Genomic DNA, 20,980 nt, shown 5'->3' with positions numbered 1-20,980 from the left:
GCATGAGTATCGTCATCGTCACGGGGACGGGTACCGATATCGGCAAGACCATTGCCACCGCAACGCTTGCGGTCGCAGTGGAGGCTGCAGGCCTAGAGGCGGTCGTCGTCAAGCCAGCGCAGACGGGCTTTCCAGGTGAGCGTGGCGGTGACGCGGATACGGTGACGGAGTTGACTGGTATTACCAATACACACGGCTTTGCGCGATACCCAGAGCCGATGGCTCCGGTAGCTGCGGCGAAACGCGCCGGTATGCCCTTGCTGGATGTTGCTGATACCACCGGAAGAATTGTCGCTCTCGATGGACCAGGACGAGTGGTACTGGTCGAGGGGGCCGGTGGCCTGCTGGTTCGGCTTGGCGACGACTGGGCGCTGCCCGAGCTCTCCGAGCAGTTGCCGGGTGCACATACCGTGGTGGTCACGTCGATGAATCTCGGCAGTCTCAATACAGCTGAGTTGACCGTGGAAGTGGCGCGTAGCCGGGGAATGAATGTCGTAGGTCTGGTCGGCGGTTCGGTGCCGCAACGACTTGCAGGTATCGCTGAATCGGACCTTGCAAGCGCGACAGAGAGAGACGATACAGACGCAATTACCGATGTCGATGAAGCAATCGTGGCAACCAACTTGCGTGATATGAGCCAGCTCACCGGCGTGCCTTTCCTCGCAAATGTGGCTGAAGGTGCGGGAGCGCTGTCACAGAGTAGCTTCGCTGCAGCCGCGCCGGGCTGGATGACGGCGACTGGCCGACAGTGGTTAGCAGGATTGGGGTAACTGCGCCTACACTGTGCAGATAATGCTGGTTTTAGCTGCATTCGCAGCGTGAAAGCACAGTGCTACTACACAGCCAGCAATAATCTGATACTGAAACTCTATTTTGCAAAGGATCGCGAAAGTGACTCCACCCGCTCGCCGAGACGGTACACCGGAACACAAAAGCAAACGAGTACACGCTTCCGACGTGTACGTGTCCAATGCGCGCCCAGCGCGTAAACAGCACGTCGAGAAGCATAGGTCTGGCCCCGGCACCCATGCTCATGGTCATGATCAGCAGGGCGAAGGTGTTCGCCTGCAAAAGGTTCTCGCACAGGCTGGCGTGGCATCGCGTCGCATGGCTGAGAAGCTCATCGAAGACGGCCGCGTTGAAGTCGACGGCAAGATTGTGACCCGCCAGGGCATCCGCGTTGACCCAAACACTGCGGTGATTCGTGTTGATGGTTCTCGCATCATCGTCAACGAAGACATGCAGTATTTCGTACTGAATAAGCCTCGTGGCGTTCAGTCGACCATGCATGACGACGAAGGTCGCCCATGCGTCGGCGACATCATTGGTGAAAAGATCGCCTCTGGCCAGCGTCTCTTCCATGTTGGTCGACTGGATGCGCAGACCGAAGGTCTGCTGATGCTCACCAACGATGGTGAGCTGGCAAATCGATTGATGCACCCAAGCTACGAGATCTCGAAGACGTACATGGCCGAAGTTGTTGGCGAGGTCAACGGCAAGGTCATGCGTCAGCTGACTGAGGGCATCGAACTTGACGACGGCCCGGCTAAGGCAGACAAGGCCGACATCATTGATGTTTGGCAGGGACGTTCCCTCATCGTGGTGGAACTCCACGAAGGCCGTAAGCATATTGTGCGTCGACTGCTCAAGGCTGCCGGCTATCCAGTTCAGCGCCTAGTGCGCACCAAGATTCATACTGTCCAGCTAGGCGAGCAGACTCCGGGCGCACTGCGCGCACTGAATCGCGCTGAGCTGGCTTCGCTGTACAAGGCGGTGGGAATGTAATGACTGAAACTACTGACAACATCCTGGTCGCAATCGACGGCCCATCTGGTACCGGCAAGTCCACGGTGTCTCGTGCTGTAGCCGAGATTCTTGAAGCAAAGTACCTGGACACAGGGGCAATGTACCGCGTCGCCACGCTGTGGGTACTGCGTCAAGGCGTCGACCCAGCAGATACTGCTGCAGTTATTGAGGCCACTGCCAACCTGCCATTGCAGGTTTCGGATGATCCGCAGTCCACAGCCGTGCTGATGGACGGCGAAGATGTCTCCGGTGAAATTCGTGGCTCGGAGGTCACTCAGAATGTCTCGGCTGTCTCCGCCATCCCAGAGGTTCGCGAGAACCTGGTCGCCCTGCAGCGCAAGCTCGCCTACGCGGCTGGTAGCTGTGTGGTGGAAGGTCGCGATATTGGCACCGTCGTGCTGCCAGAAGTACCAGCCAAGATTTTCATGACTGCGTCTGCGGAAGTCCGCGCGCAGCGTCGGTACGATCAGGACGTCGCTGCTGGTCGAGACGTGAATTTCGACGACGTACTCGCTGACGTTCAGCGTCGCGACAAGCTCGACAGCACCCGTGCTGTCTCACCACTGGTACCTGCCGACGACGCAGTACTGCTTGATACCTCCAACATGGACATCGAAGAGGTCATTGAGCACATTCTCGATGTTGTTGAAGCTGGCTACCCAGGCGTGCTCGAGGCATACGACGAAGCTGCTGAGGCCGCAGAAGCCGAAGTCGCTGATTTCGATGCCACCATCGCCGATGGTCCTCTGAACCCAGCGGTTCCTGGCTCTGAAACCTCCCATACGAATCCAGACGAGGCCATTGACCGCGCCATCGCGGATCACGAGGTCCTGATCAACGAAGCCCTGGAACGTGCCGAAGCGGGCCAGCTCGATGAGGAAACGGACTGGGAAGCACTCGAGGAAGCCTTTGGCGCTCTCGGTGTTAAAGCTGAGGAAGAAGAACTCCTTCCGACGGTTGCGATCGTCGGACGTCCAAACGTCGGCAAGTCGACGATGGTGAACCGCTTCATTGGGCGTCGTGAAGCAGTTGTTGAAGACTTCCCAGGCGTGACCCGTGACCGCATTAGCTACCTCGGCGACTGGGCAGGACAGCGCTTCTGGGTGCAGGACACCGGTGGCTGGGATCCTGACGCGAAGGGTATGCACGCAGCTATTGCTCGACAGGCAGAAGTCGCGATGGAGACAGCCGATGTCATCATCATGGTCGTGGATACCACTGTGGGTGTGACGTCGACCGACGAGATCATGGCTCGCCGATTGCAGCGCGCCGACCAGCCAGTCATCCTCGTGGCCAACAAGTTCGAGTCGGACTCCCAGTTCGGCGACATGGCTGAATTCTGGTCATTGGGCCTCGGCGATCCATACCCAACGTCCGCACTCCACGGTCGTGGCAATGCTGATGTGCTGGATCTCGTCGTCAAGTCTTTCCCTGAGGAACCACGCTCCAAGAGCAAGCCAACCGGTCCACGTCGTGTGGCGCTGATCGGTAAGCCGAATGTGGGCAAGTCATCGCTACTGAATAAGCTGACCGGCGAGGATCGCGCCGTTGTATCCGACGTTGCGGGTACGACTGTGGATCCGGTGGACTCGGTTGTGCAGATGGACGAGCGCATGTGGAACTTCGTGGATACTGCCGGTATCCGCAAGAAGACGAAGCAGGCGCAGGGACATGAGTTCTATGCGTCGCTGCGTACCCGCTCAACCATCGATAACGCTGAAGTGTGTGTCTTTCTTGTCGACGCTTCCGAGCCAATCACCGAGCAGGATCAGCGCGTGCTGCGCCTGATTCTGGACTCCGGACGCGCACTTGTCGTCGCGTACAACAAGTGGGACTTGATGGATGAGGATCGTCGCGACCTGCTGGAGCGCGAGATCGAGCTGCAGTTGGCGCACGTGCCGTGGGCTCGTCGCGTAAACATTTCTGCGAAGACTGGCCGAGCCGTGCAGAAGCTAGAACCTGCGATGATCGAGGCATTGGATTCGTGGGATAAGCGAATTTCGACAGGTCGTCTGAATACGTGGCTTCGCGAAATCATGCAGCAGAATCCGCCTCCGCTGCGTGGCGGACGTCAGCCTCGTGTGCTCTTTGCAACGCAGGCTTCGTCGCGTCCACCAGTGATCGTGCTGTTTACAACTGGATTCTTGGAGCACGGATACCGTCGCTACTTGGAGCGTAAGCTTCGCGAATCCTTCGGCTTTGAGGGTTCGCCAGTGCGCATTGCTGTTCGCGTACGCGAGAAGCGTGGCAAGAAGAAGTAGCGTGCGCGTAGTTGCGTAACGGTAGATTTCACCACCATTCACCACTGCTTTGGGAGTTTTCCCGTAGTGAATGGTGGTGAAAGCTCTATTTGGCGGGTCTGATTGGCATGCCCGCGAACAAGGCACACTGAAGTCACCTCGTTTTACATTCACACCTGTTTTTGGAACTATCTACGCCACATAACCGTTGAACATGGTGACGCTTGCCGTAAGAAAGGACCGAACCCATGGTGAACGATCGACGTGGACGTGGCTTTGGACGCGATCCGTTCAATGAGGATCAGCCCACGCAATACTTCGGCGATGACAACCAGAACACTCAGTTCATTGGCCGTGATGACCAGAACACTCAGTACCTGGGTGGCAATGATCCTTCTGGTTACAACCCCGATGCCGACTTCGGTGGCACTGACAACCCGAACGAGACGCAGATTATTGGTGTTTCGGGGGTCGGCCGGGACGGCTCGCAGGGCTCTACCCGCGATGCCAATGGTCAGTACTGGGCTCCGCTTTCCGACGACGAACGCGGCTACGACAACACCGCCGCTGCAGGCGCAGTCGGTGCCGGAGCAGCAGGCGTTGGAGCTGCAGGTGCCGGTTCTGCTGCTGCATATGGGCAGGACAATTACGACGATGGGGGAAAGAACTCGCGTAGGAACAACGGGTCGGGAAGCTCTCGCGGTGTCGTGATCGTTGCAATCGCCGCGATCATCGCATTGGTTGTGCTGGTTGCGCTGATTCTGAAGTTCTTGTCGGGAAGTGGCAATGATGGCCCGGAGCCGACAGCACCTGCACCGGCGCCGTCGTCGACAAGCAAGACCACCGAGACACCTGAGCCACCGTCGCGGTCGCTTCCATCGCTGCCGTCTCTACCATCAGTGCCGGAGCTGCCATCGGACATTCCAGGTCAGGAGCGCTTGCAGGACGAGTTGTCTCGACTGCGGGAAACTCCGCCAGCGCTGCCCGGACTGGGTGATACGTCGTCCGGACTTGGCATGATTCCAAGTTCGGTTGCCGGAAAGTCGCCAGCCACGGTTGAGATGGAGCTGCGGGTCAATGGTTTCAAGGATGTGAAAATCTACGATGCCAATGGCAACCTGACGAACTCGCTTGCAGCGGCGACCGGACGTGTCGCGTCGATTGACCCGGGTGAGGGAACGCACGTCAATCTTGATACGCCAGTCAGCATCTACCTGGAGTGAGTTTTCGCCGGCTATCAGTACTCTGAGTGCATTTTTGAGGAAGCAAGTCTCATTGATGTAATCTGGAGCAGTTGTCGCTATCGACTCAGGATATTGAGTGCAGCGACAGCGGACGGGCTGTAGCGCAGTTTGGTAGCGCACTTCACTGGGGGTGAAGGGGTCGTCGGTTCAAATCCGGTCAGCCCGACAAAGCTAAAACCGCAGGTAAGCAGGGGAATGTCCCGGCTTCCTGCGGTTTTTGTTGGGCCTACCTCGCCACCTGAACCGGCACACGACGACGTCCAAACGTCCCCGGCTTTTCCTCAAAAACACCCGGAATTCGCGTGCCACACGAAGCACAGCACCCACGCTCATCCAGTCGGTACTCCAACAATTCGTACCAATCGCGCCGAATCACGACCTCACCACACGAAGGGCAAATTGTCGCGTCTCCATCGGCATCATGCAAATTGCCGGTGTACGGAAATTGCTCGCCACATTCCAGTGCGATTTCCCGTGCCAACCGTAAAGTCTCCGGCGGTGTCGCAGGTACGTCCCGCATCCGATGATCGGGGTGAAAAGCTGAAAAATGATGCGGCACATCCGGCCCCAGCGTCTCCACAACCCAGCGACACATTTCAGCCAATTCTTCCGGCGCATCGTTGTGCCCCGGAATGACCAGCGTCGTTAGTTCGATCCAGGGAGCTTCACGACGATCTCGTCGCGAAGCAAGCCACTCCAAATTGTCCAGCACAACCTTCAGATCTGCGCCTGTGAGCTTCTTGTAAAACTCAGGCGTGAAAGCCTTCAAGTCAATGTTGACCGCGTCGAAGGCATCGAAGAACTCTTCGCGAGCGACTGGAGTGATGTAGCCAGCGGTGACTGCGACGGTTTTGATGCCCCGCTCGTGGCAAGCGCGGGCGGTGTCGATGGCATATTCGGCGAAGATCACAGGGTCGTTGTAGGTCATCGCGACGGACTTGGCACCATATCGGTGGGCTGCTTCCGCAATGGCATCGGGGGCACCGGTTTGGGAGAGCGTATCCCATTGACGTGATGTTGAAATGTCGTAGTTCTGGCAGAACTTGCACCCCAGATTGCATCCTGCAGTGCCGAAACTGAGGATCGACGTTCCCGGCAAAAAATGATTCAACGGCTTCTTCTCGACGGGATCAAGGCAGAAACCCGAAGATCGGCCATACGTGTCGAGGATCAGGTTCCCTCCGACATTCTTACGGACGTAGCAGAAACCACGTTGACCGTCTCGGAGGCGGCAATGACGCGGGCACAGGTCGCACTGAATACGGGCGGGCTTATCGGTACCATCCGCGGGCTCGGGAACCTTGTCCCACCATTGGGCAATGTGACCTGCGGTATCGGTGGACATTACTCCTCCCAGCTACGAACGGTATAGATGGAAACCTCAGTGTCATCTGGCCACGATCCACGCGCCCAGCCGGCTTTTGCTTGCAGATGCATCAAGAATTCATCGGCATCGGGCAACTGCTCCCATACTTGGGGCAGGAAGGTGGCGCGACCGCGCCGCGAAGAAATGGTCACGCCGTCAATGCCTGGCCGGATTGTGGCTAACGCTTCATCCCGGCTGATCCTGCCGAGCGATTGCGGAGCCGAGAGCACAGAAACCTCGATACGAAGGGAATCGAGCTCATCGGCGGTGACCGGCCTGAACCGGGGATCCTCGAAGGCTGCAGCCTGTGCATGCCTCACGACATCCACGCCCAGCGGCTGGTAGGCCTCCAACGTACCGATGCATCCCCGAAGCCTCGGCGGTGCTCCACGCACAACGCCGGAGACAGTATTAATAGTGACAAAGCTGGCACCGTTAGTCCGTAGCCACGGATGATCAGGAATCAGGGGCTCGCCAGTACGAACTCCAAGTTCTGACTCGATTGCCTGGCGCGCCATCCCCGGCAGCTTCTCACCGACCTCCACGTATGCCACCGATGCATACCCAACGACGGAGTCCGCTCCGCCTGGGCGATCTCCCATGCGCACACCATCGATAACCGCATCCGCTGATGTCGCTGATTCAAGCACCACAGGTTCAAACCCCAACTTTGCCGCCACTTCGCTCAGCCCATTCCACGAAAATGCCCCGCATGCTTCCCGAGGCCCAATGCTCTCCAGCGCGCCCACCTTCTTCAAAGTGATTTCATCGACCTGGCGAGCATCGTCGTCACGCAAAAAGTGCGACAAATCCGAACTGACCAGCACAGCAGCCCCTGGATCTGCGAGCACCTGCTCCATGAGCGCGGCTACCTCATGCGCTTCCATCTGCCCAATAACCATCGGCAGCACGCGCGTTTGCGGAAACGCTCGCTGTAGGAACGGTAACTCGACCTCTGCGCTGTGCTCCTGGGCGTGCACGGCCGGCGCCACCTTCACGTTGGGCTGGGTGAGTGCCCACTGTTCCAATTGCTTGTCGACGGCCACCTCGCCAAGCGGTGTCGCCCACTTGTCGTGGCCGGACAAGCAGGCACCTCGCCACGGAACACGGTGGTTGGGGCCAAAGATGGCGATCGTCGTTATGGAATGACGAGTGCGATCCCACTCCTGGAGGCTGCGAATACTCCTCGCTGCGAGGCGGCCCGAATACACGAGACCCGCGTGTGGACACACCACAACGCGGGATGGAATTGGCTCACTGTTGCTTTCGCTGTCTGCCGTAGAAGGGGCAGAAGCGACCAGCTGCGGAGCAGCGAGCCTCGGATCGGCAAGCCTCAGATCAGCAAGCAGCGAATCAACTAACTCCGAGAGTTCGTGGCGATCAGCCGGATAAAACATGCCAGCGACCGCAGCCGGGCGAACCGTAGGCGGCTGTTGATTGCCGGATGGAGTGCTGGAAAGGGCGCTGGCGGAGTTCATAACCCCAGGTTAGCGAGAGAAAAGTGGTCTGGCCAGGGAATAAGCGCCCAATCAGAGACTTATGACCGAGCTAGCAACAATTCCAGCCAAAAAACGAGCCAAAATGTTGCCAACGCGGTCATAGGTGAGGTGCGGAACTACCGAACGACGATCCCGTCAGAATCTGCATACACAGTTTCACCAGGAACGAAGGTGATGCCACCGAACGACACCGGAACATCGCGTTCACCAGAACCAGACTTCGTGGACTTTCGCGGATTCGTGCCCAATGCCTTGCACCCGAAGTCCATTTCTCCGATCAGCTTCGAGTCACGGACTGCACCGTTAACAATTACTCCTGCCCAGCCGTGCTCCTGGCCAAGTCCTGCAATCACGTCACCGACCAGTGCGGTATGCAAGGAAGCATCGCCATCGATCACAAGGACACCACCGTCGGAATCTTCCGACAGAATTGACTTCAACAGGGCATTATCCTGGAAGCACTTGACCGTCGTAATGCGTCCGCAAAACTCACGACGACCACCAATATCGCGGAACTGCAGATCGCAGCTACGCACGTTTGCGCCAATCTCGTCGACAAGATCCGCCGTAGGTACGAATTCGATGGTCATGGTGAACTCACTTTCTTTTCAAGGCGACAGTTGGGGCAGCGCGCCCAGCTTGTACTTCTGAACATAGTGCCAGATTGATGCTTCGGAAGTGACAAAGATCGCCGGGTTAGGTTCCTAGGAAAACGTCCGCCCTTGTGATTCCGTTAGTGTGGATAGTTATACAGTCGCTGCCAACGCTGACTCGCCGGGCTCTCGCAGTGTGTAATAGCATCGGCGCACGTCAGCACGAGAAAGAGGTTAACCGTGGCAAGGATGAATTGGTTCTGGAAGGCCCTCGGCGGTAAGCAGAGCCGTGACCAGAAACGCAGCGTCTCCCTTGTTCAGAAGGCCAACGATTTAGTCCCTGAGCTCTCCGGACTTGACGACGTCGCGCTTGCCCAGTTTGCCCGCGATAACAAGGACAATGCCCCGGAGCTGCTGGCGGCACTTCGTGAAGTGTCGGAACGCGCCATTGGTATGCGGCCATTTGATGTGCAATTGCAAGGCGCGCTTCGTCTCATCGAAGGCGATGTTGTTCAGATGGCAACAGGTGAGGGCAAGACCTTGTCAGGTGCGCTTGCTGCCGCCGGATTTGCGCTACGTGGTCACCGCGTTCACTCGATTACTGTGAACTCCTATCTTGCCGGTCGCGATGCCGGCTGGATGGGGCCAATCTTCGAGTTCCTCGATCTGTCATCGGCAGCGATTGGGGAGCAAGATGGCCCGGAGCAGCGTCGTCAAGCGTATGCAGCCGACGTTGTGTATGTGGCAGTCAACGAGCTGGGCTTCGATGTGTTGCGCGACCGCTGTGCCACCGATGTTGCCCAGCGTGTGCAGCAACCAGCCGACGTCGCAATCATCGACGAAGCGGACTCCGTGCTCGTTGACGAAGCACTCGTCCCACTCGTGCTTGCTGGTTCAGCGCCGGGTGAAGCTCCTGCGGGGCGCATCACCGATATCGTCCGCAGGCTGGAAAAGAATAAGGACTACACGGTGGACGAAGGGCACCGGAACGCCTTTCTCACCGATTCTGGAGCAAAGCGAGTCGAACGTCTCCTGGGCATCGAATCGCTTTACGACGAAGAGCACATCGGCACCACCCTCGTGCAGGTCAACGTCGCCTTGCATGCTCGCGAATTGCTGCAACGCGATGTCGACTACATTGTTCGCGACGGCAAGGTCCAGTTGGTCGATGCGTCTCGTGGGCGAGTCGCGGATTTGCAGCGGTGGCCTGACGGCCTGCAGGCAGCCGTCGAAGCGAAGGAAGGACTCGTGGTTTCCGAGGGGGGTCGTGTCCTCGATTCTCTGACTATTCAGCAGCTGGTTGGTCGCTACGAAATTAAGTGTGGCATGACAGGTACTGCTGTCGCGGCTGGCGATCAGTTCCGCGAATTCTATGGTTTACGAGTTTCTGTCGTCGAACCCAATGAACCGTGTATTCGCGATGATGAGCCGGACCGCATTTATGCCACCAGCGAGGACGCTTTCGAGGCCATCATCGACGAAATTCTCCGAGTCCAAGCGACTGGACAACCAGTCCTGGTGGGTACGCGCGATGTCGCGGAGTCCGAGCGACTTGCCGATGCGCTGGTCCTCCAAGGTCTCGATGTCGAAGTTCTGAACGCCAAGAATGACGAAGTTGAAGCTTCCATCATCGCTGACGCGGGTGCGCCGGGAAATGTGACCGTATCCACACAGATGGCAGGTCGAGGCACGGATATTCGTCTAGGTGGTTCCGATGAGTCGAAACGCGATCGCGTTGTCGAACTCGGAGGTCTGCGAGTCATTGGTCTTGGCAGGCACCGAACCGCTCGTCTCGACGGCCAGCTACGTGGCCGCGCCGGGCGCCAGGGCGATCCTGGTTCCTCCGTCTTCTTTGTTGCTCTTGACGACGACCTCGTCCTCGAAGGTGGAGCCGGAGAAGAGTTGATGGTGGTCCCGGACAAGGACGGTCGGATTGTGGATGCGAAGGCTGCGTACTTTGTGGAGCATGCGCAACGGGTCACGGAGTCAACCATGCTGTCTATTCACGCTACGACGTGGAAATACAACAAGTTGATCGGCGATCAACGAGACATTTTGGACGAGCGTCGGGAACGTCTGTTGACGACGGACCTAGCGTGGACTGAATTGTCCGAGCGTGAACCGGATCGTGCTGAGGAGATTCTCCGAACGGTCCCGGAAGAAACCGCGATTGAAGCTGCCCGGGAGATCGCTTTGGCTCACCTCGACCGTGGGTGGTCTGATCACTTGGCTGATTTGAACGATCTGCGTGAGTCTGTACACCTTCGCGCACTGGCCAAGGAAAGCCCTATCGACGAGTTCCACAGGGCTGCAATCGCCGCATTCAAGGGGTTGGCTGCGGGAGCCGTCGACAAGGCTGCCCAGACCTTCTGTGAAGTGCCCATCACCGCCGATGGGGTGGACCTAGAAGCGGAAGGCATGGGACGGCCGAGCGCAACATGGACATACATGGTCAATGACAACCCGTTGTCCAATAGCGGTGGCGTGATGGGATCCGTAGCGGCGATGTTTCGGTAGTGTCAAGGATCGCTAGACGACGGCAATGAAGTCGTCGTGTGGCAGTGGTTTAGGTAACAGCTACATCTAAAATCGACTATTCTTAGGTAAGTACCTGCTGTTTCGTTGTAGTCCGTCGCGTTCACACTCCCGCGGTGTGACGGTCAACGCTATGATTTAGACAGAGGTTAGGAAATCGATCCAGATTTCGTTCACGATTGTCCGGAGGAACAAATATGACTAACAGCACCGGCAAGCCGGAAGCATCTGTGGAGACCACTTCGGTCTTCCGCGCAGATCTGCTTAAGGAAATGGAAACCAGCGCTGGTCAGGATCCTGCAGTAGCTGGCATTGAAGGTTTGCCTGAAGGCTCGGCACTGCTCGTTGTTAAGCGTGGCCCGAACGCTGGATCCCGCTTCCTTCTCGATCAGCCAGTGACCACCGCTGGTCGCCACCCAGATAGCGATATTTTCTTGGATGACGTGACGGTTTCTCGTCGCCACGCTGAGTTCCGTAAGGGCGATGCTGGCTTCGAGGTCGTTGACGTGGGATCGCTGAACGGCACGTACGTTAATCGTGAGCCTAAGAACTCCGCTGCTTTGTCTAATGGCGATGAGGTTCAGATTGGCAAGTTCCGCCTGGTGTTCCTTACCGCGTCCAAGGGCAACTAGATTTCCTCTCGGTGGGAGACTAGATTTTTCTAGGTCCTACCTTTTAGGCAGTCGTCGGGAAGAACCTGTTCGACTGCCTTTCATATGGCAGTTTGATCAGGTTTAAGCAGGAAGATTCGAATACTGTGGCAGCGGTTCCAGCATCAGCACCAAACCCGGGCACGAATTCCGCGGAAAGCGCGAATGGTGCACAGGGCGCTTCGTCGCGCGCACGCACGACGGGCAAGATGTCAATCGGCGCTGTTCTCAATGAACTCAAGCAGGAGTTCCCGGATGTCACAGTGTCTAAGATCCGCTTCCTGGAATCTGAGGGCCTGATTTCACCGTCGCGAAGTGCATCAGGATACCGTCGCTTTGCACGTGCTGACGTCGACCGCTTGCGGTACATCCTGACTGTCCAGCGTGACAATTACCTGCCGTTGAAAGTCATTAAAGAGCAGCTCGACGAAATCGACCAGGGCAACGCCGCTGGTGAAGGGCTGGCATCTGTAACTCCACTGGTTACTGCAGATCAGTTCCGTGAGTCCGCAGTAGTTACGTTGTCTCGATCTGAATTGTGCGATAGGTCGGGGATTGACGAGTCTTTCCTTGATTCTCTGATCACCGCTGGGTTGGTCAAGCCTGACACGATGAACTGCTTCGATGGCGATGCACTGCTGATTGCAGAGACGGCCGCGAAGCTGCGTGACTTCGGTCTTGATGCTCGCCATTTGAAGACGGTGCGCACAGCTGCAACCCGCGAGGCGGACCTTGTTGCACAGGCAGCTCAGCCATTGGCGAAGTCGAAGGGTGGCAAGGGGCGTCAGAAGGCGGAAGAAATGGCCCGTGAGATGACTGCACTGCTGGTCACTCTGCACGGCACTTTGGTTAAGCATCAGGTCAATAAAGATCTGGGCCGCTAGCTCGCGCATATAAAAGTGACTATGTCTGAATTCACTAACGAATTTGTCGAAGTAACCGTTCGTGGCTTGATGGTTCATGGGCCAGAAGAACATCCTGTGCTCTTGGTGCATTCTGAAGAGGGCAATCGAGTCATTCCCATCTGGATTGGTGCTGCCGATGCTGCCAATTTCGCTGCCCGCGATGCCAGCATGACGCAAAACCGACCTGGAATTCACGAGGTTCTGGCGGACACCGTCGATATTCTCGGAACCTCCATCCAGCAGGGCACTATTACTTCCTGTTTTGAAGGCGTGTTCATGGGTGAACTTCAGCTCGCCAATGGCATGACGCTGGATATCCGCCCTTCAGACATGATCATCGTGTGTGATCTCGCCGATGCCCCTTTGTTTATTGCTCGCGAAGTCGTCGATTCCGTATCGGTCCCTGCCTCGCGTCTGCTTGACGACGTACTGGGTGAGGGCGAATCTGTCGATGAGGAAGTAGAGGAGTCGTTAAAGGACTTCGCTGCGTTCCTCGAGGGTATTGATGCCACTGACTTCACGGCGCCGGATGCGGACCCTAAATCTGACGAGAGTTAATGTTACTGATGTGATTTAACAAGACGCTTGTGGTGCAAGTTTCACCCGGAATTCTTAATTTCACCCCCAAACGGTGGTGGGGAGTGTCGGTGTCGTCGAAAAGCAAAAAGCCTGGCTACAGTTATCTGAGCTGGGCTTTTGGTATTTCCGCACCCTAAACCTCAACTTTAGGTTTAGGGATGCGGTGTGTCGGGCGAAATCCTGTTGACAGAGTTCTACCCTTAGCGAAAGATGAATGACGGCAGTGGAACTACCAGGGGAGTATTTATATGAGTGACCATTTCGGCCACGAGCCATTGGAACTCGGACTTGATAATCAAGAGTCAGGCGAACGTGTAGTGCAGGATTCTCTGTTCGACATGGGTCCTGATGAAGAAGTCGGGTACCGTGTGCCAATCGCATGTCAGGTGGCGGGAATCACCTACCGTCAGCTCGACTACTGGGCTCGCACGAAGTTGGTCGTCCCCTCTATTCGTGGTGCAAAGGGTTCTGGTACTCAGCGCCTCTACTCGTTCCGCGACATCTTGGTTCTGAAGATCGTCCGTGGCCTCCTGGATACCGGCATTTCGCTGCAGAATATTCGTCTCGCAGTTGAGAAGCTTCGTGATCTTGGTGTCGATGACCTCGCAAACATCACCCTGGTGTCCGACGGTCGCACTGTGTACCAGTGCCGTTCCAATGAAGAAGTTATTGACCTCCTCAACGGTGGTCAGGGTGTGTTCGGTATTGCAGTCCCGGGCATCATGAAGGAACTCACCGGTTCTATCGCGGCGTTCCCATCCGAGCGCATCGATGCCGAAGCGAACGAGGCGCCGGAAGACGAGTTGGCAGCACGCCGTCGTCGCCGTATCGGCTAGTAAGCCACACGTGGTTGGCTCCCTACGCTTCGAACCGCAAATAGAAAAATTCCCCCGGATTGCTCCCTCCGGGGGATTTCTTAGTTCTTCACACCCATAGCCTTGGCAATGGCGTTTTCCAACGTATCTTTGCCTTCAGCGCCAGCTTCGGCAGCGCTTGTCACCTGGGTAACTGTCCCTCCGGTTTGTTGAGCAACCGTGGAAAGCTTGCCACCAGTCGGGTCGTCGTTAAGCAAGACCACGTCGATTCGCACCGGGTGAGCAGCATTTTGCATCTGCGAGATCGCGGACAAAGCATCGGTTGCGTTATCTCCAGTGCTGTCCTTGCCCGAGGTAATAAGGACGACCCGGTTGGTTACCTCTGGGACATGGTTTTGCACTGCGTAGTCGTAAGCGGTTTTCAACGAACGCCACAACCATGCGTCACCAATAGGTACAAGGTGGTTGATGGTTTCGTGCGACTCCGCGAGGCCGTCGGATGCCGATTCCTCAAAGAGGACGTTCTGGCGGACGCCAGTGTAGATGCCATCAGTCTGTGGGGACGAATAGTTCCATACCGCAACTCGCCGCAGCGATGATGGTGCGTCGGCCTGTGTTGGCTTTTCGACGGCCTTGTCCAAGGCTGGTCGCAATGCAGCGGTGACCGCGCCGAGGTCAACGCTTTCGGATGCATCGAGGAGAACCAGCGTTGAGCCTGGCGTTTCAGCTGCGCCGAATGACGTACCACCAGTTTGTCCAGGCGCAATTGCCATCGGGTTGGTTTCAATGAGGTTCAGTGCTGTCACCGCTTGCTTGACCGAACCTGCAACAGTTGCGCCGTGTGACTTTTCTCCGTCCGCCCCATGCCTTTCGGCGAAAGAGGCGAAATCAGCACCAGCTCGGGATGTGAGCTCGTCCATCATGCCGCCAGATCCGAAGGTCACAATCGGAGCGGAGAGCTGCTTTGACCCTTCCGGCGTGATTAGCTCTAGTCCGTTGCCTGCCATCTGCATCATGGACGAAGTTGCGGGAACGCCCTCGATATCAGTGCTACCACTGGAGATTTGTTGCATCAGGGAATCTGACGTGTATTCGCCACCCTTGTAGGCTCGTTCGTGCACCTTGGAGAGGAATTCCTGCATATCGGTATCCGAGGTCAGGTGTGAGTTTGCCACTGCGGATGTGACTGCATCGCCACCGCCAGGGGTAGCGAGGTTTTTGGTCGATAAATCGCCCCACGTGACCGTGGACCGGGATTTGCGTGCCTTACTCTTGGACATTGCAATTCCGACTGCTTCAGGCATCAGTCTTGCCTGATGCATCTCGATAGCAAGCGTTCCTGCCTGCTTAGCGTCATTGACGAAGGAGTCGTCAGCGGGAATCCATACGCCGGGAACGGGGGCATTAGCCGCAATGGCATCGACAACCTCGGCAGATCCGGTGACCATAATTTGTGGGCGAATGCAGTGATCACGCACCACCGGGCGCGACTCGCCATATGCCTGTACTAAGCTCTGCGCCTGTCCCACAAACGCTGGGTCGGTAGTGACGATGAGAGACATATCGCCCTGAGAGCATTGTGCTCGAAGCGCGCGTTCTTGCTCGAGCTTGTCCTTACCGATAGTTGCCCAGCTAACACCAATAGCGATAACAAGAATGACCGCGAGGCCACCAAAAAGTGGGCCTTTGGCAATGCGGTAATTCTGCTTGCCATTCGAGTGCTTGCCCATTGACGAGCGAACTCCTTATCCCCCTTAGGGTATCGACAAAGAATGAACGTTTAAAGATTAGTCGAACACCGAAGAAATATGCTGAACAATCTGAGAACGGATTACCCCAGCACGCTCCGACAATTGTCGTTGTCGAGTGACGTATTCTGCCTTACCTTCAGGAGTTTCAATTGGTACCGGCACGAAGCCCCAGTCCCGCAGGTCATACGGTGAGGCTTCCATGTCTAGTTGGCGTACAGCTTTAGCCAACTCAAATGAATCTAGCCATAATTCGCCCGGAATAATAGGGGCAAGTTTTGTAGCCCACTTGTACAAGTCCATATTTGCATGCAAACAACCCGATTGTTCGCACTCGGGCTGACTAGCTCGCACTGGCTGAAAACGATTCAATGGACGAGCTTTCTCGGTGAAAAAGCGAAAAGCATCGTAATGTGTGCACTTCACAGAATGCGTATCGACAACGTCATTCGTCCCCGCCGATCCCAACCTCAAAGGTTCTGGATGCCGAGGTTGTTCAGTGCGATACACCATCGCCCATTCATGCAGTCCAAAGCAATCGAACTGCGCTGGATTGCTCGCCGTCCGCTGCAATAAGTTCTGGATGTACTTCGCAGACTCGCCTCGCTTTGCGACGAACGCGTCTTTATCCAACTCCGCCCGCCTGTTGCTGATACTTAGGAACTTCACGTGGCCGAGAGAGCCATTGGGAGCTACGTCGCTGTCGCGGACGTCGTCAAGCATTACCCCAACTCCTGGTGACCAGTGCTTCAGCTGACCAGGTGTAACGGGGTAGTAGTCGAAGAGGAAATCCCACACTGGGTGTCGTTCGTTGCGGGAACGTCGCGCCAAGTGATCAGCGGTGAGCGCTTCAACGCGACGAACGTGGTTGTCGTGAGCCTCAAGCCATTCGGGGCGGGAGAGAAGTGTTGTCATGGGGCGTGGGGGAGTCGCGGAGATCACGGCTTTGGCTTCGGCATCTGACGCGTTGACGACTTCGCTGCTCGTGCAGTGGCCGCGCGTACAGCAGCGGTTTTTGCCTGGGCAGCTTTCGCTGCGGTAGCTGACGCTGTGACTGGGTGCCCAGCCACCCGTTTAGTACTTGGCGAAGTAGCAGAATCAGCGGGGTCACGAACTTCATGAGTCCAGTCGTGTACCACGCCAATGTACTCCTCAATGAGATCTTCCAACATCACGACGCCGAGCACCTGGCCATCAGCGACGGCCTGCGCCATGTGAGCGCGCTTTCGTCGCATCTCACGCAACGTGGTATCGATCGCGCCGTCAGCATCAACGGTAATCAGTGGGCGGATCTCGTGATCAGGGATCTTCGTAGCTGGGCCTGAATCGGCATCAAGCACGCGATCCAATACATCCTTGACGTGAATATAACCACGCCACCCACGCTGGTCAGGGACGCCCTCATACTGGACTGGGAAACGAGAAAAGCCGGTTTCGGACACCCTCCGCTCCAAGTCGCCGACGGTTGGATGCGCAGGGACCGTGCGGACGTCCTTAGACACGATCAAGACTTCACGAATACTTCGGCTACTCGAGCGCAAGGCGCGGTTAAGGCGACGGTGCTCTTCGTCGTCAAGAAGTCCTTCTTGGCGTGATTCAGCGATCATCGACGCAAGTGCGACAGAGTCAACGGTTGAATCGAGTTCGTCTTTCTGCTCGACACCGAATAGGGCAAGCGTGTGGCGAGCAATCCAGTTGAAAAACAGCAGCAGCGGCTTGGTCATGCGGTAGAACATCATGTGCGCAGGAACAAGCCACATGGCCATGGTTTCAGGGCCGGCGAGAGCGATGTTCTTCGGCACCATTTCGCCTAGAACGATATGGAGAATCGAGACCAATAGCAGCGCGATAGCGAAAGAAATGGGGTGCTGGAGGGAATCAGGAACCCCCATCGAATCGAACGGCCCCTCTAAGAGGTGCGCGATCGCGGGCTCCGACACCTTACCGAGCAGGAGAGAGGCGATGGTGATGCCTAATTGCGCAGCGGCAAGCATCATCGACAAATGCTCAGAAGCCTCGATGACAGTCTTGGCACGCTTCTTGCCCTGAGAGAGCAAAGCATCCAAGCGGTCCCGTCGGGCAGCAATCAAGGCGAATTCTGCGCCGACGAAGAAAGCGTTGAAAGCCAGCAATACAAACGTGAGGAGGATGCCAAATAAGTCACTACTCATCGGTCAAACATCTCCTTTGCACGTTCGTTGGTAATTGGGATGAGTAGTGCGCGATCTACGCGACGGCCGTCCATGGACAAAATTCGTGCATACCACCTGCCATGCAAACCGGATTCAAACTCGTCCATCGCATCGCGGTCAGTTTCCGGTAATAAGACGATGTCGCCTTCTGTAGGAATTCGTCCGAGTGCATACATGATCACGCCACCCAAGGTTTCCCACGAGCCGTCTGGAGCGAAGTAGCCAACCTTTGCCGGTAGGTCATCGACGCGAGTAAGACCCGAGCAGTCCCAGCCTTCGATATCTCGGCGAACTTCCTGTTCTGCCTCGACATCGTCGTACTCGTCCCACACCTCACCAAGGATTTCTTCAACGACATCCTCGATGGACACGATGCCCGCAGTACCGCCGTACTCATCGGCAACGAGAGCCACCTGTGAACCCGCCGAACGAACTGCCTCAAGAACAGCATCACCGTCGAGAGACTGCGGCAGGACTGGTACCTTGCGAGCCAATTCACGCATGGTCGTCGTATCGCGCTTGTCAGTTGGCACAGTGAACACGTCCTTGACGTGCACAACACCAATTGTTGCGTCCAAATCCCCGTCGGTAACCGGGAACCGCGAGCGACCAGACTCGAGCGACAGCTTCAATAGATCCGTGACAGTGGACGAGGCATCGAGCGACAGAATCGTCGAACGAGGCGTCATCAAATCCTCTGCGGACGTTTCACCGAAACGCAACGAGCTTTCCAGCATCTGCGCCTTCGGTTTTTCCATCGCACCGGCCTGCGCCGAATTGCGGACGAGTGCTTCCAATTCTTGAGGGGAGCGTGCCGACGCCAGCTCGTCGGCAGGCTTTATACCCAACTTGCTGACCAACCAATTGGCCGTGGCATTCATCGCCTGAATGAAAAGGTAGAAACCCCAGTTAAACCACATCACTGGGCGTGCGGTTGTCCGGGCGACAGGCAGCGGCTTGGTGATGGCCAGATTCTTTGGCACCAGCTCGCCGTAAATCATTGACAACGCGGTGGCCACAATCAGCGCCATAATAAGTGCAGTCGAAGTCGCTGCGGACTCAGAAAGTCCAGCCCACTCCAGCATGGGGGTGAAGTACTTGGACAGAATGGGCTCGGCCAGAAAACCAGTGGCCAGAGTGGTTAATGTGATGCCGAGCTGCGCGCCGGACAGGTGATACGACAGGCGATTATGCGCATCTTGCACGGATTTTGCCTGGCCGTCACCCCGCTTGGTTACATCGGCTTCGATGGTGGAGCGTTCGAGACCCGTGAGTGCGAATTCGAACGCAACAAAGAGACCCGTACCCGCAGTCAAGGCTATGAAACCCAGAACTGCAATGACGTTAAGCAATATTTCCATGATTAGGCCGTTATCTTACTTCTTCTAGCAGGAAATAGCTCGCACTAACGGCCCTTTTTGCCAGATCGCTTTGTTCGCTTTGGGCGATGTTGCCTGGAACCGACACCGCTGCGCCCGCCGGAGCCTCGGCCACGACCAAACGCGCCTCGGTTACCAGGTGTGCGCGATCCTGCCTCGTCGCGGTCTCGTTCCTGGAAGCGTGCCGCAACCCGAGGTTTCCGAGCACCTGTGCAATGCATGAACTCGTCATTGTGAGGTGTTCCCAGCACCTCGATAGCAGTGACGCCGGCCCCAGCCAGCATGTTCTTCGCTTGCTCGTACTGCCTGTCACGAACGATCATCGCAACCGTGCCGGTCTTTCCTGCACGCGCAGTACGACCGGATCGATGCACATAGGTTGCGGAATCCAATGGCGGATCGGCATGAACAACAAGCTCGAGCGAATCAATATCGATACCTCGAGCTGCAACATCCGTCGCAATCAAGACCCTTGTCGTACCTGCCGTAAAATCTGCGAGCACCTTCCGGCGTGCAGTCTGCCCGCGATCACCATGCAACACGTCGACATCAATGTCGTAATAAGCGAGAGCCTCAAACATCGACACCGCACGCGCCTTCGAGTTGGCAAAAATCACGCACTGTCCCTTACGAGACGCAATCCACGGAATCACGGCATCCGCTTGCTCGTTATCCCGCACACGCAACAACACATGATGCATCGCATCCACCGACACCACAGATGTCTCCGTCCGATGAACCGACGGATCTCGCCCCTCCATCAGATCCGCAACTGTATGCTCACCTTGGTCACGGTGCTTACGCTTTGCGACGAGCGCCTCCGATGCTTCCGGCTCATCTGCATCGTCAAGCGTCGCGGAAAATAAGAGCCGTTGCGCATCATGCGGACATGCTCGCAACAAGCCCAAGACATCTGCGAAGAAGCCTAAATGCGCGAGTTGGTCAGCTTCGTCGACGACGGCGATGCGCACATCGTCGAAATGCAGCAAACCACGTCGCTTCAGGTCATGGGCGCGACCTGGAGTGGCAACGGCGATGTCAACGGGAGCAGCGAGCAGCGTTTGTTGTTTGCGGACATTGTCACCACCGACCAGTGACAACACACGAAGCCCGAAACTGGTGCCCAGATCAGCCAAAACGTCGGCGATCTGGTCTGCCAATTCACGAGTCGGGGAGAGCACGATTGCTCGTGGCCGACCAGGTTTGGAAGCACCACCGGATAGCAGCTGAACCAAAGGGACGCCGAAACCGATTGTCTTACCGGAACCCGTGGGTGCCTGCGCCATGACATCCCGGCGAGCAAGAGCATCCGGAATGACGAGGGACTGAATCGGAGTCGGCGAAGTGACCCGCATTCCCCGTAGGGCACGGATGAGCGGGTCGGCAACACCTAGCGTTGCAAAGTCTGGCATGAAGACCAGATTACCGG

Annotated in this window: 17 protein-coding genes and 1 tRNA gene; 10 read left to right on the top strand and 8 right to left on the bottom strand. The window is 56.8% G+C overall.

The features are described from left to right. The first annotated feature begins 2 nt into the window (after positions 1 to 2). The 5 genes from bioD (at position 3) to WG938_RS06445 (ending at position 5,456) form a co-directional block, all read left to right on the top strand. The gene (gene bioD, locus WG938_RS06465; protein ID WP_339978651.1) at positions 3 to 770 is read left to right on the top strand and encodes a dethiobiotin synthase; all 768 of its coding nucleotides are present in this window, start codon (positions 3 to 5) and stop codon (positions 768 to 770) included. 121 nt (positions 771 to 891) lie between these two features. Then, a complete protein-coding gene (locus WG938_RS06460; protein ID WP_339978648.1) occupies positions 892 to 1,785 on the top strand; it encodes a pseudouridine synthase in 894 nt (297 codons plus the stop codon). Then, positions 1,785 to 4,067, top strand: a complete 2,283-nt coding sequence (gene der / locus WG938_RS06455; protein ID WP_339978644.1) for a bifunctional cytidylate kinase/GTPase Der — start codon at positions 1,785 to 1,787, stop codon at positions 4,065 to 4,067. The genes WG938_RS06460 and der overlap by 1 nt, the downstream gene beginning before the upstream one ends. Before the next feature lie 227 nt (positions 4,068 to 4,294). Continuing rightward, positions 4,295 to 5,269 (top strand): hypothetical protein, encoded by a 975-nt coding sequence (locus WG938_RS06450; RefSeq protein WP_339978642.1) that lies wholly within the window; start codon positions 4,295 to 4,297, stop codon positions 5,267 to 5,269. Between the two features lie 113 nt (positions 5,270 to 5,382). Next, positions 5,383 to 5,456: transfer RNA gene (locus WG938_RS06445), tRNA-Pro, on the top strand. A 60-nt stretch (positions 5,457 to 5,516) separates the two neighbouring features. Here WG938_RS06445 and amrS read toward each other — a convergent pair. The 3 genes from amrS to rraA form a co-directional block, all read right to left on the bottom strand. Further along, positions 5,517 to 6,635, bottom strand: a complete 1,119-nt coding sequence (gene amrS, locus WG938_RS06440; protein ID WP_339978640.1) for an AmmeMemoRadiSam system radical SAM enzyme — start codon at positions 6,633 to 6,635, stop codon at positions 5,517 to 5,519. Then, complete coding sequence (amrB, locus tag WG938_RS06435) at positions 6,635 to 8,134, bottom strand: AmmeMemoRadiSam system protein B (RefSeq protein WP_339978638.1); 1,500 nt, start codon at positions 8,132 to 8,134, stop codon at positions 6,635 to 6,637. Before amrB ends, amrS begins: the two co-directional genes overlap by 1 nt. 137 nt (positions 8,135 to 8,271) lie before the next feature. Next, positions 8,272 to 8,745 (bottom strand): ribonuclease E activity regulator RraA, encoded by a 474-nt coding sequence (gene rraA, locus WG938_RS06430; protein ID WP_339978635.1) that lies wholly within the window; start codon positions 8,743 to 8,745, stop codon positions 8,272 to 8,274. A gap of 243 nt (positions 8,746 to 8,988) precedes the next feature. Here rraA and secA2 point away from each other — a divergent pair, with 243 nt between their 5' ends. From secA2 to WG938_RS06405, 5 genes are all read left to right on the top strand, one after another. Then, positions 8,989 to 11,265, top strand: coding sequence for an accessory Sec system translocase SecA2 (secA2, locus tag WG938_RS06425; RefSeq protein ID WP_339978633.1), 2,277 nt, complete (start codon positions 8,989 to 8,991; stop codon positions 11,263 to 11,265). 215 nt (positions 11,266 to 11,480) lie between these two features. Further along, a complete protein-coding gene (odhI, locus tag WG938_RS06420) occupies positions 11,481 to 11,915 on the top strand; it encodes an oxoglutarate dehydrogenase inhibitor Odhl (RefSeq protein WP_339978631.1) in 435 nt (144 codons plus the stop codon). Positions 11,916 to 12,040: 125 nt separating this feature from the next. Continuing rightward, positions 12,041 to 12,817, top strand: coding sequence for a transcriptional regulator FtsR (gene ftsR / locus WG938_RS06415; RefSeq protein ID WP_339978629.1), 777 nt, complete (start codon positions 12,041 to 12,043; stop codon positions 12,815 to 12,817). Between the two features lie 21 nt (positions 12,818 to 12,838). Then, positions 12,839 to 13,396 carry a bifunctional nuclease family protein gene (locus WG938_RS06410; protein WP_339978627.1) on the top strand — a complete coding sequence of 186 codons (558 nt, stop codon included), beginning with the start codon at positions 12,839 to 12,841 and terminating at the stop codon, positions 13,394 to 13,396. Between the two features lie 359 nt (positions 13,397 to 13,755). Continuing rightward, positions 13,756 to 14,253 carry a MerR family transcriptional regulator gene (locus tag WG938_RS06405; RefSeq protein ID WP_339978873.1) on the top strand — a complete coding sequence of 166 codons (498 nt, stop codon included), beginning with the start codon at positions 13,756 to 13,758 and terminating at the stop codon, positions 14,251 to 14,253. Between the two features lie 80 nt (positions 14,254 to 14,333). Here WG938_RS06405 and WG938_RS06400 read toward each other — a convergent pair whose 3' ends face one another. From WG938_RS06400 to WG938_RS06380, 5 genes are read right to left on the bottom strand one after another with little or no spacing between them, the layout of a single operon-like run. Continuing rightward, positions 14,334 to 15,962 carry a hypothetical protein gene (locus WG938_RS06400; RefSeq protein WP_339978625.1) on the bottom strand — a complete coding sequence of 543 codons (1,629 nt, stop codon included), beginning with the start codon at positions 15,960 to 15,962 and terminating at the stop codon, positions 14,334 to 14,336. Between the two features lie 57 nt (positions 15,963 to 16,019). After that, positions 16,020 to 16,895: a 3-methyladenine DNA glycosylase gene (locus WG938_RS06395; protein WP_339978623.1), complete on the bottom strand. Its 876-nt coding sequence runs from the start codon at positions 16,893 to 16,895 to the stop codon at positions 16,020 to 16,022. A gap of 23 nt (positions 16,896 to 16,918) precedes the next feature. Further along, the gene (locus tag WG938_RS06390) at positions 16,919 to 18,151 is read right to left on the bottom strand and encodes a hemolysin family protein (RefSeq protein ID WP_339978621.1); all 1,233 of its coding nucleotides are present in this window, start codon (positions 18,149 to 18,151) and stop codon (positions 16,919 to 16,921) included. Beyond that, the gene (locus WG938_RS06385; RefSeq protein ID WP_339978619.1) at positions 18,148 to 19,533 is read right to left on the bottom strand and encodes a hemolysin family protein; all 1,386 of its coding nucleotides are present in this window, start codon (positions 19,531 to 19,533) and stop codon (positions 18,148 to 18,150) included. The genes WG938_RS06390 and WG938_RS06385 overlap by 4 nt, the downstream gene beginning before the upstream one ends. Before the next feature lie 44 nt (positions 19,534 to 19,577). Next, positions 19,578 to 20,963, bottom strand: coding sequence for a DEAD/DEAH box helicase (locus WG938_RS06380; RefSeq protein WP_339978617.1), 1,386 nt, complete (start codon positions 20,961 to 20,963; stop codon positions 19,578 to 19,580). Positions 20,964 to 20,980: the final 17 nt, after the last annotated feature.

It is taken from the genome of Corynebacterium sp. H113 (genome assembly GCF_037572315.1).
Classification (GTDB): domain Bacteria; phylum Actinomycetota; class Actinomycetes; order Mycobacteriales; family Mycobacteriaceae; genus Corynebacterium.
The sequence above is the reverse complement of the archived record's forward strand: the minus strand, read 5'-3'. Positions and strand labels throughout refer to the sequence as shown.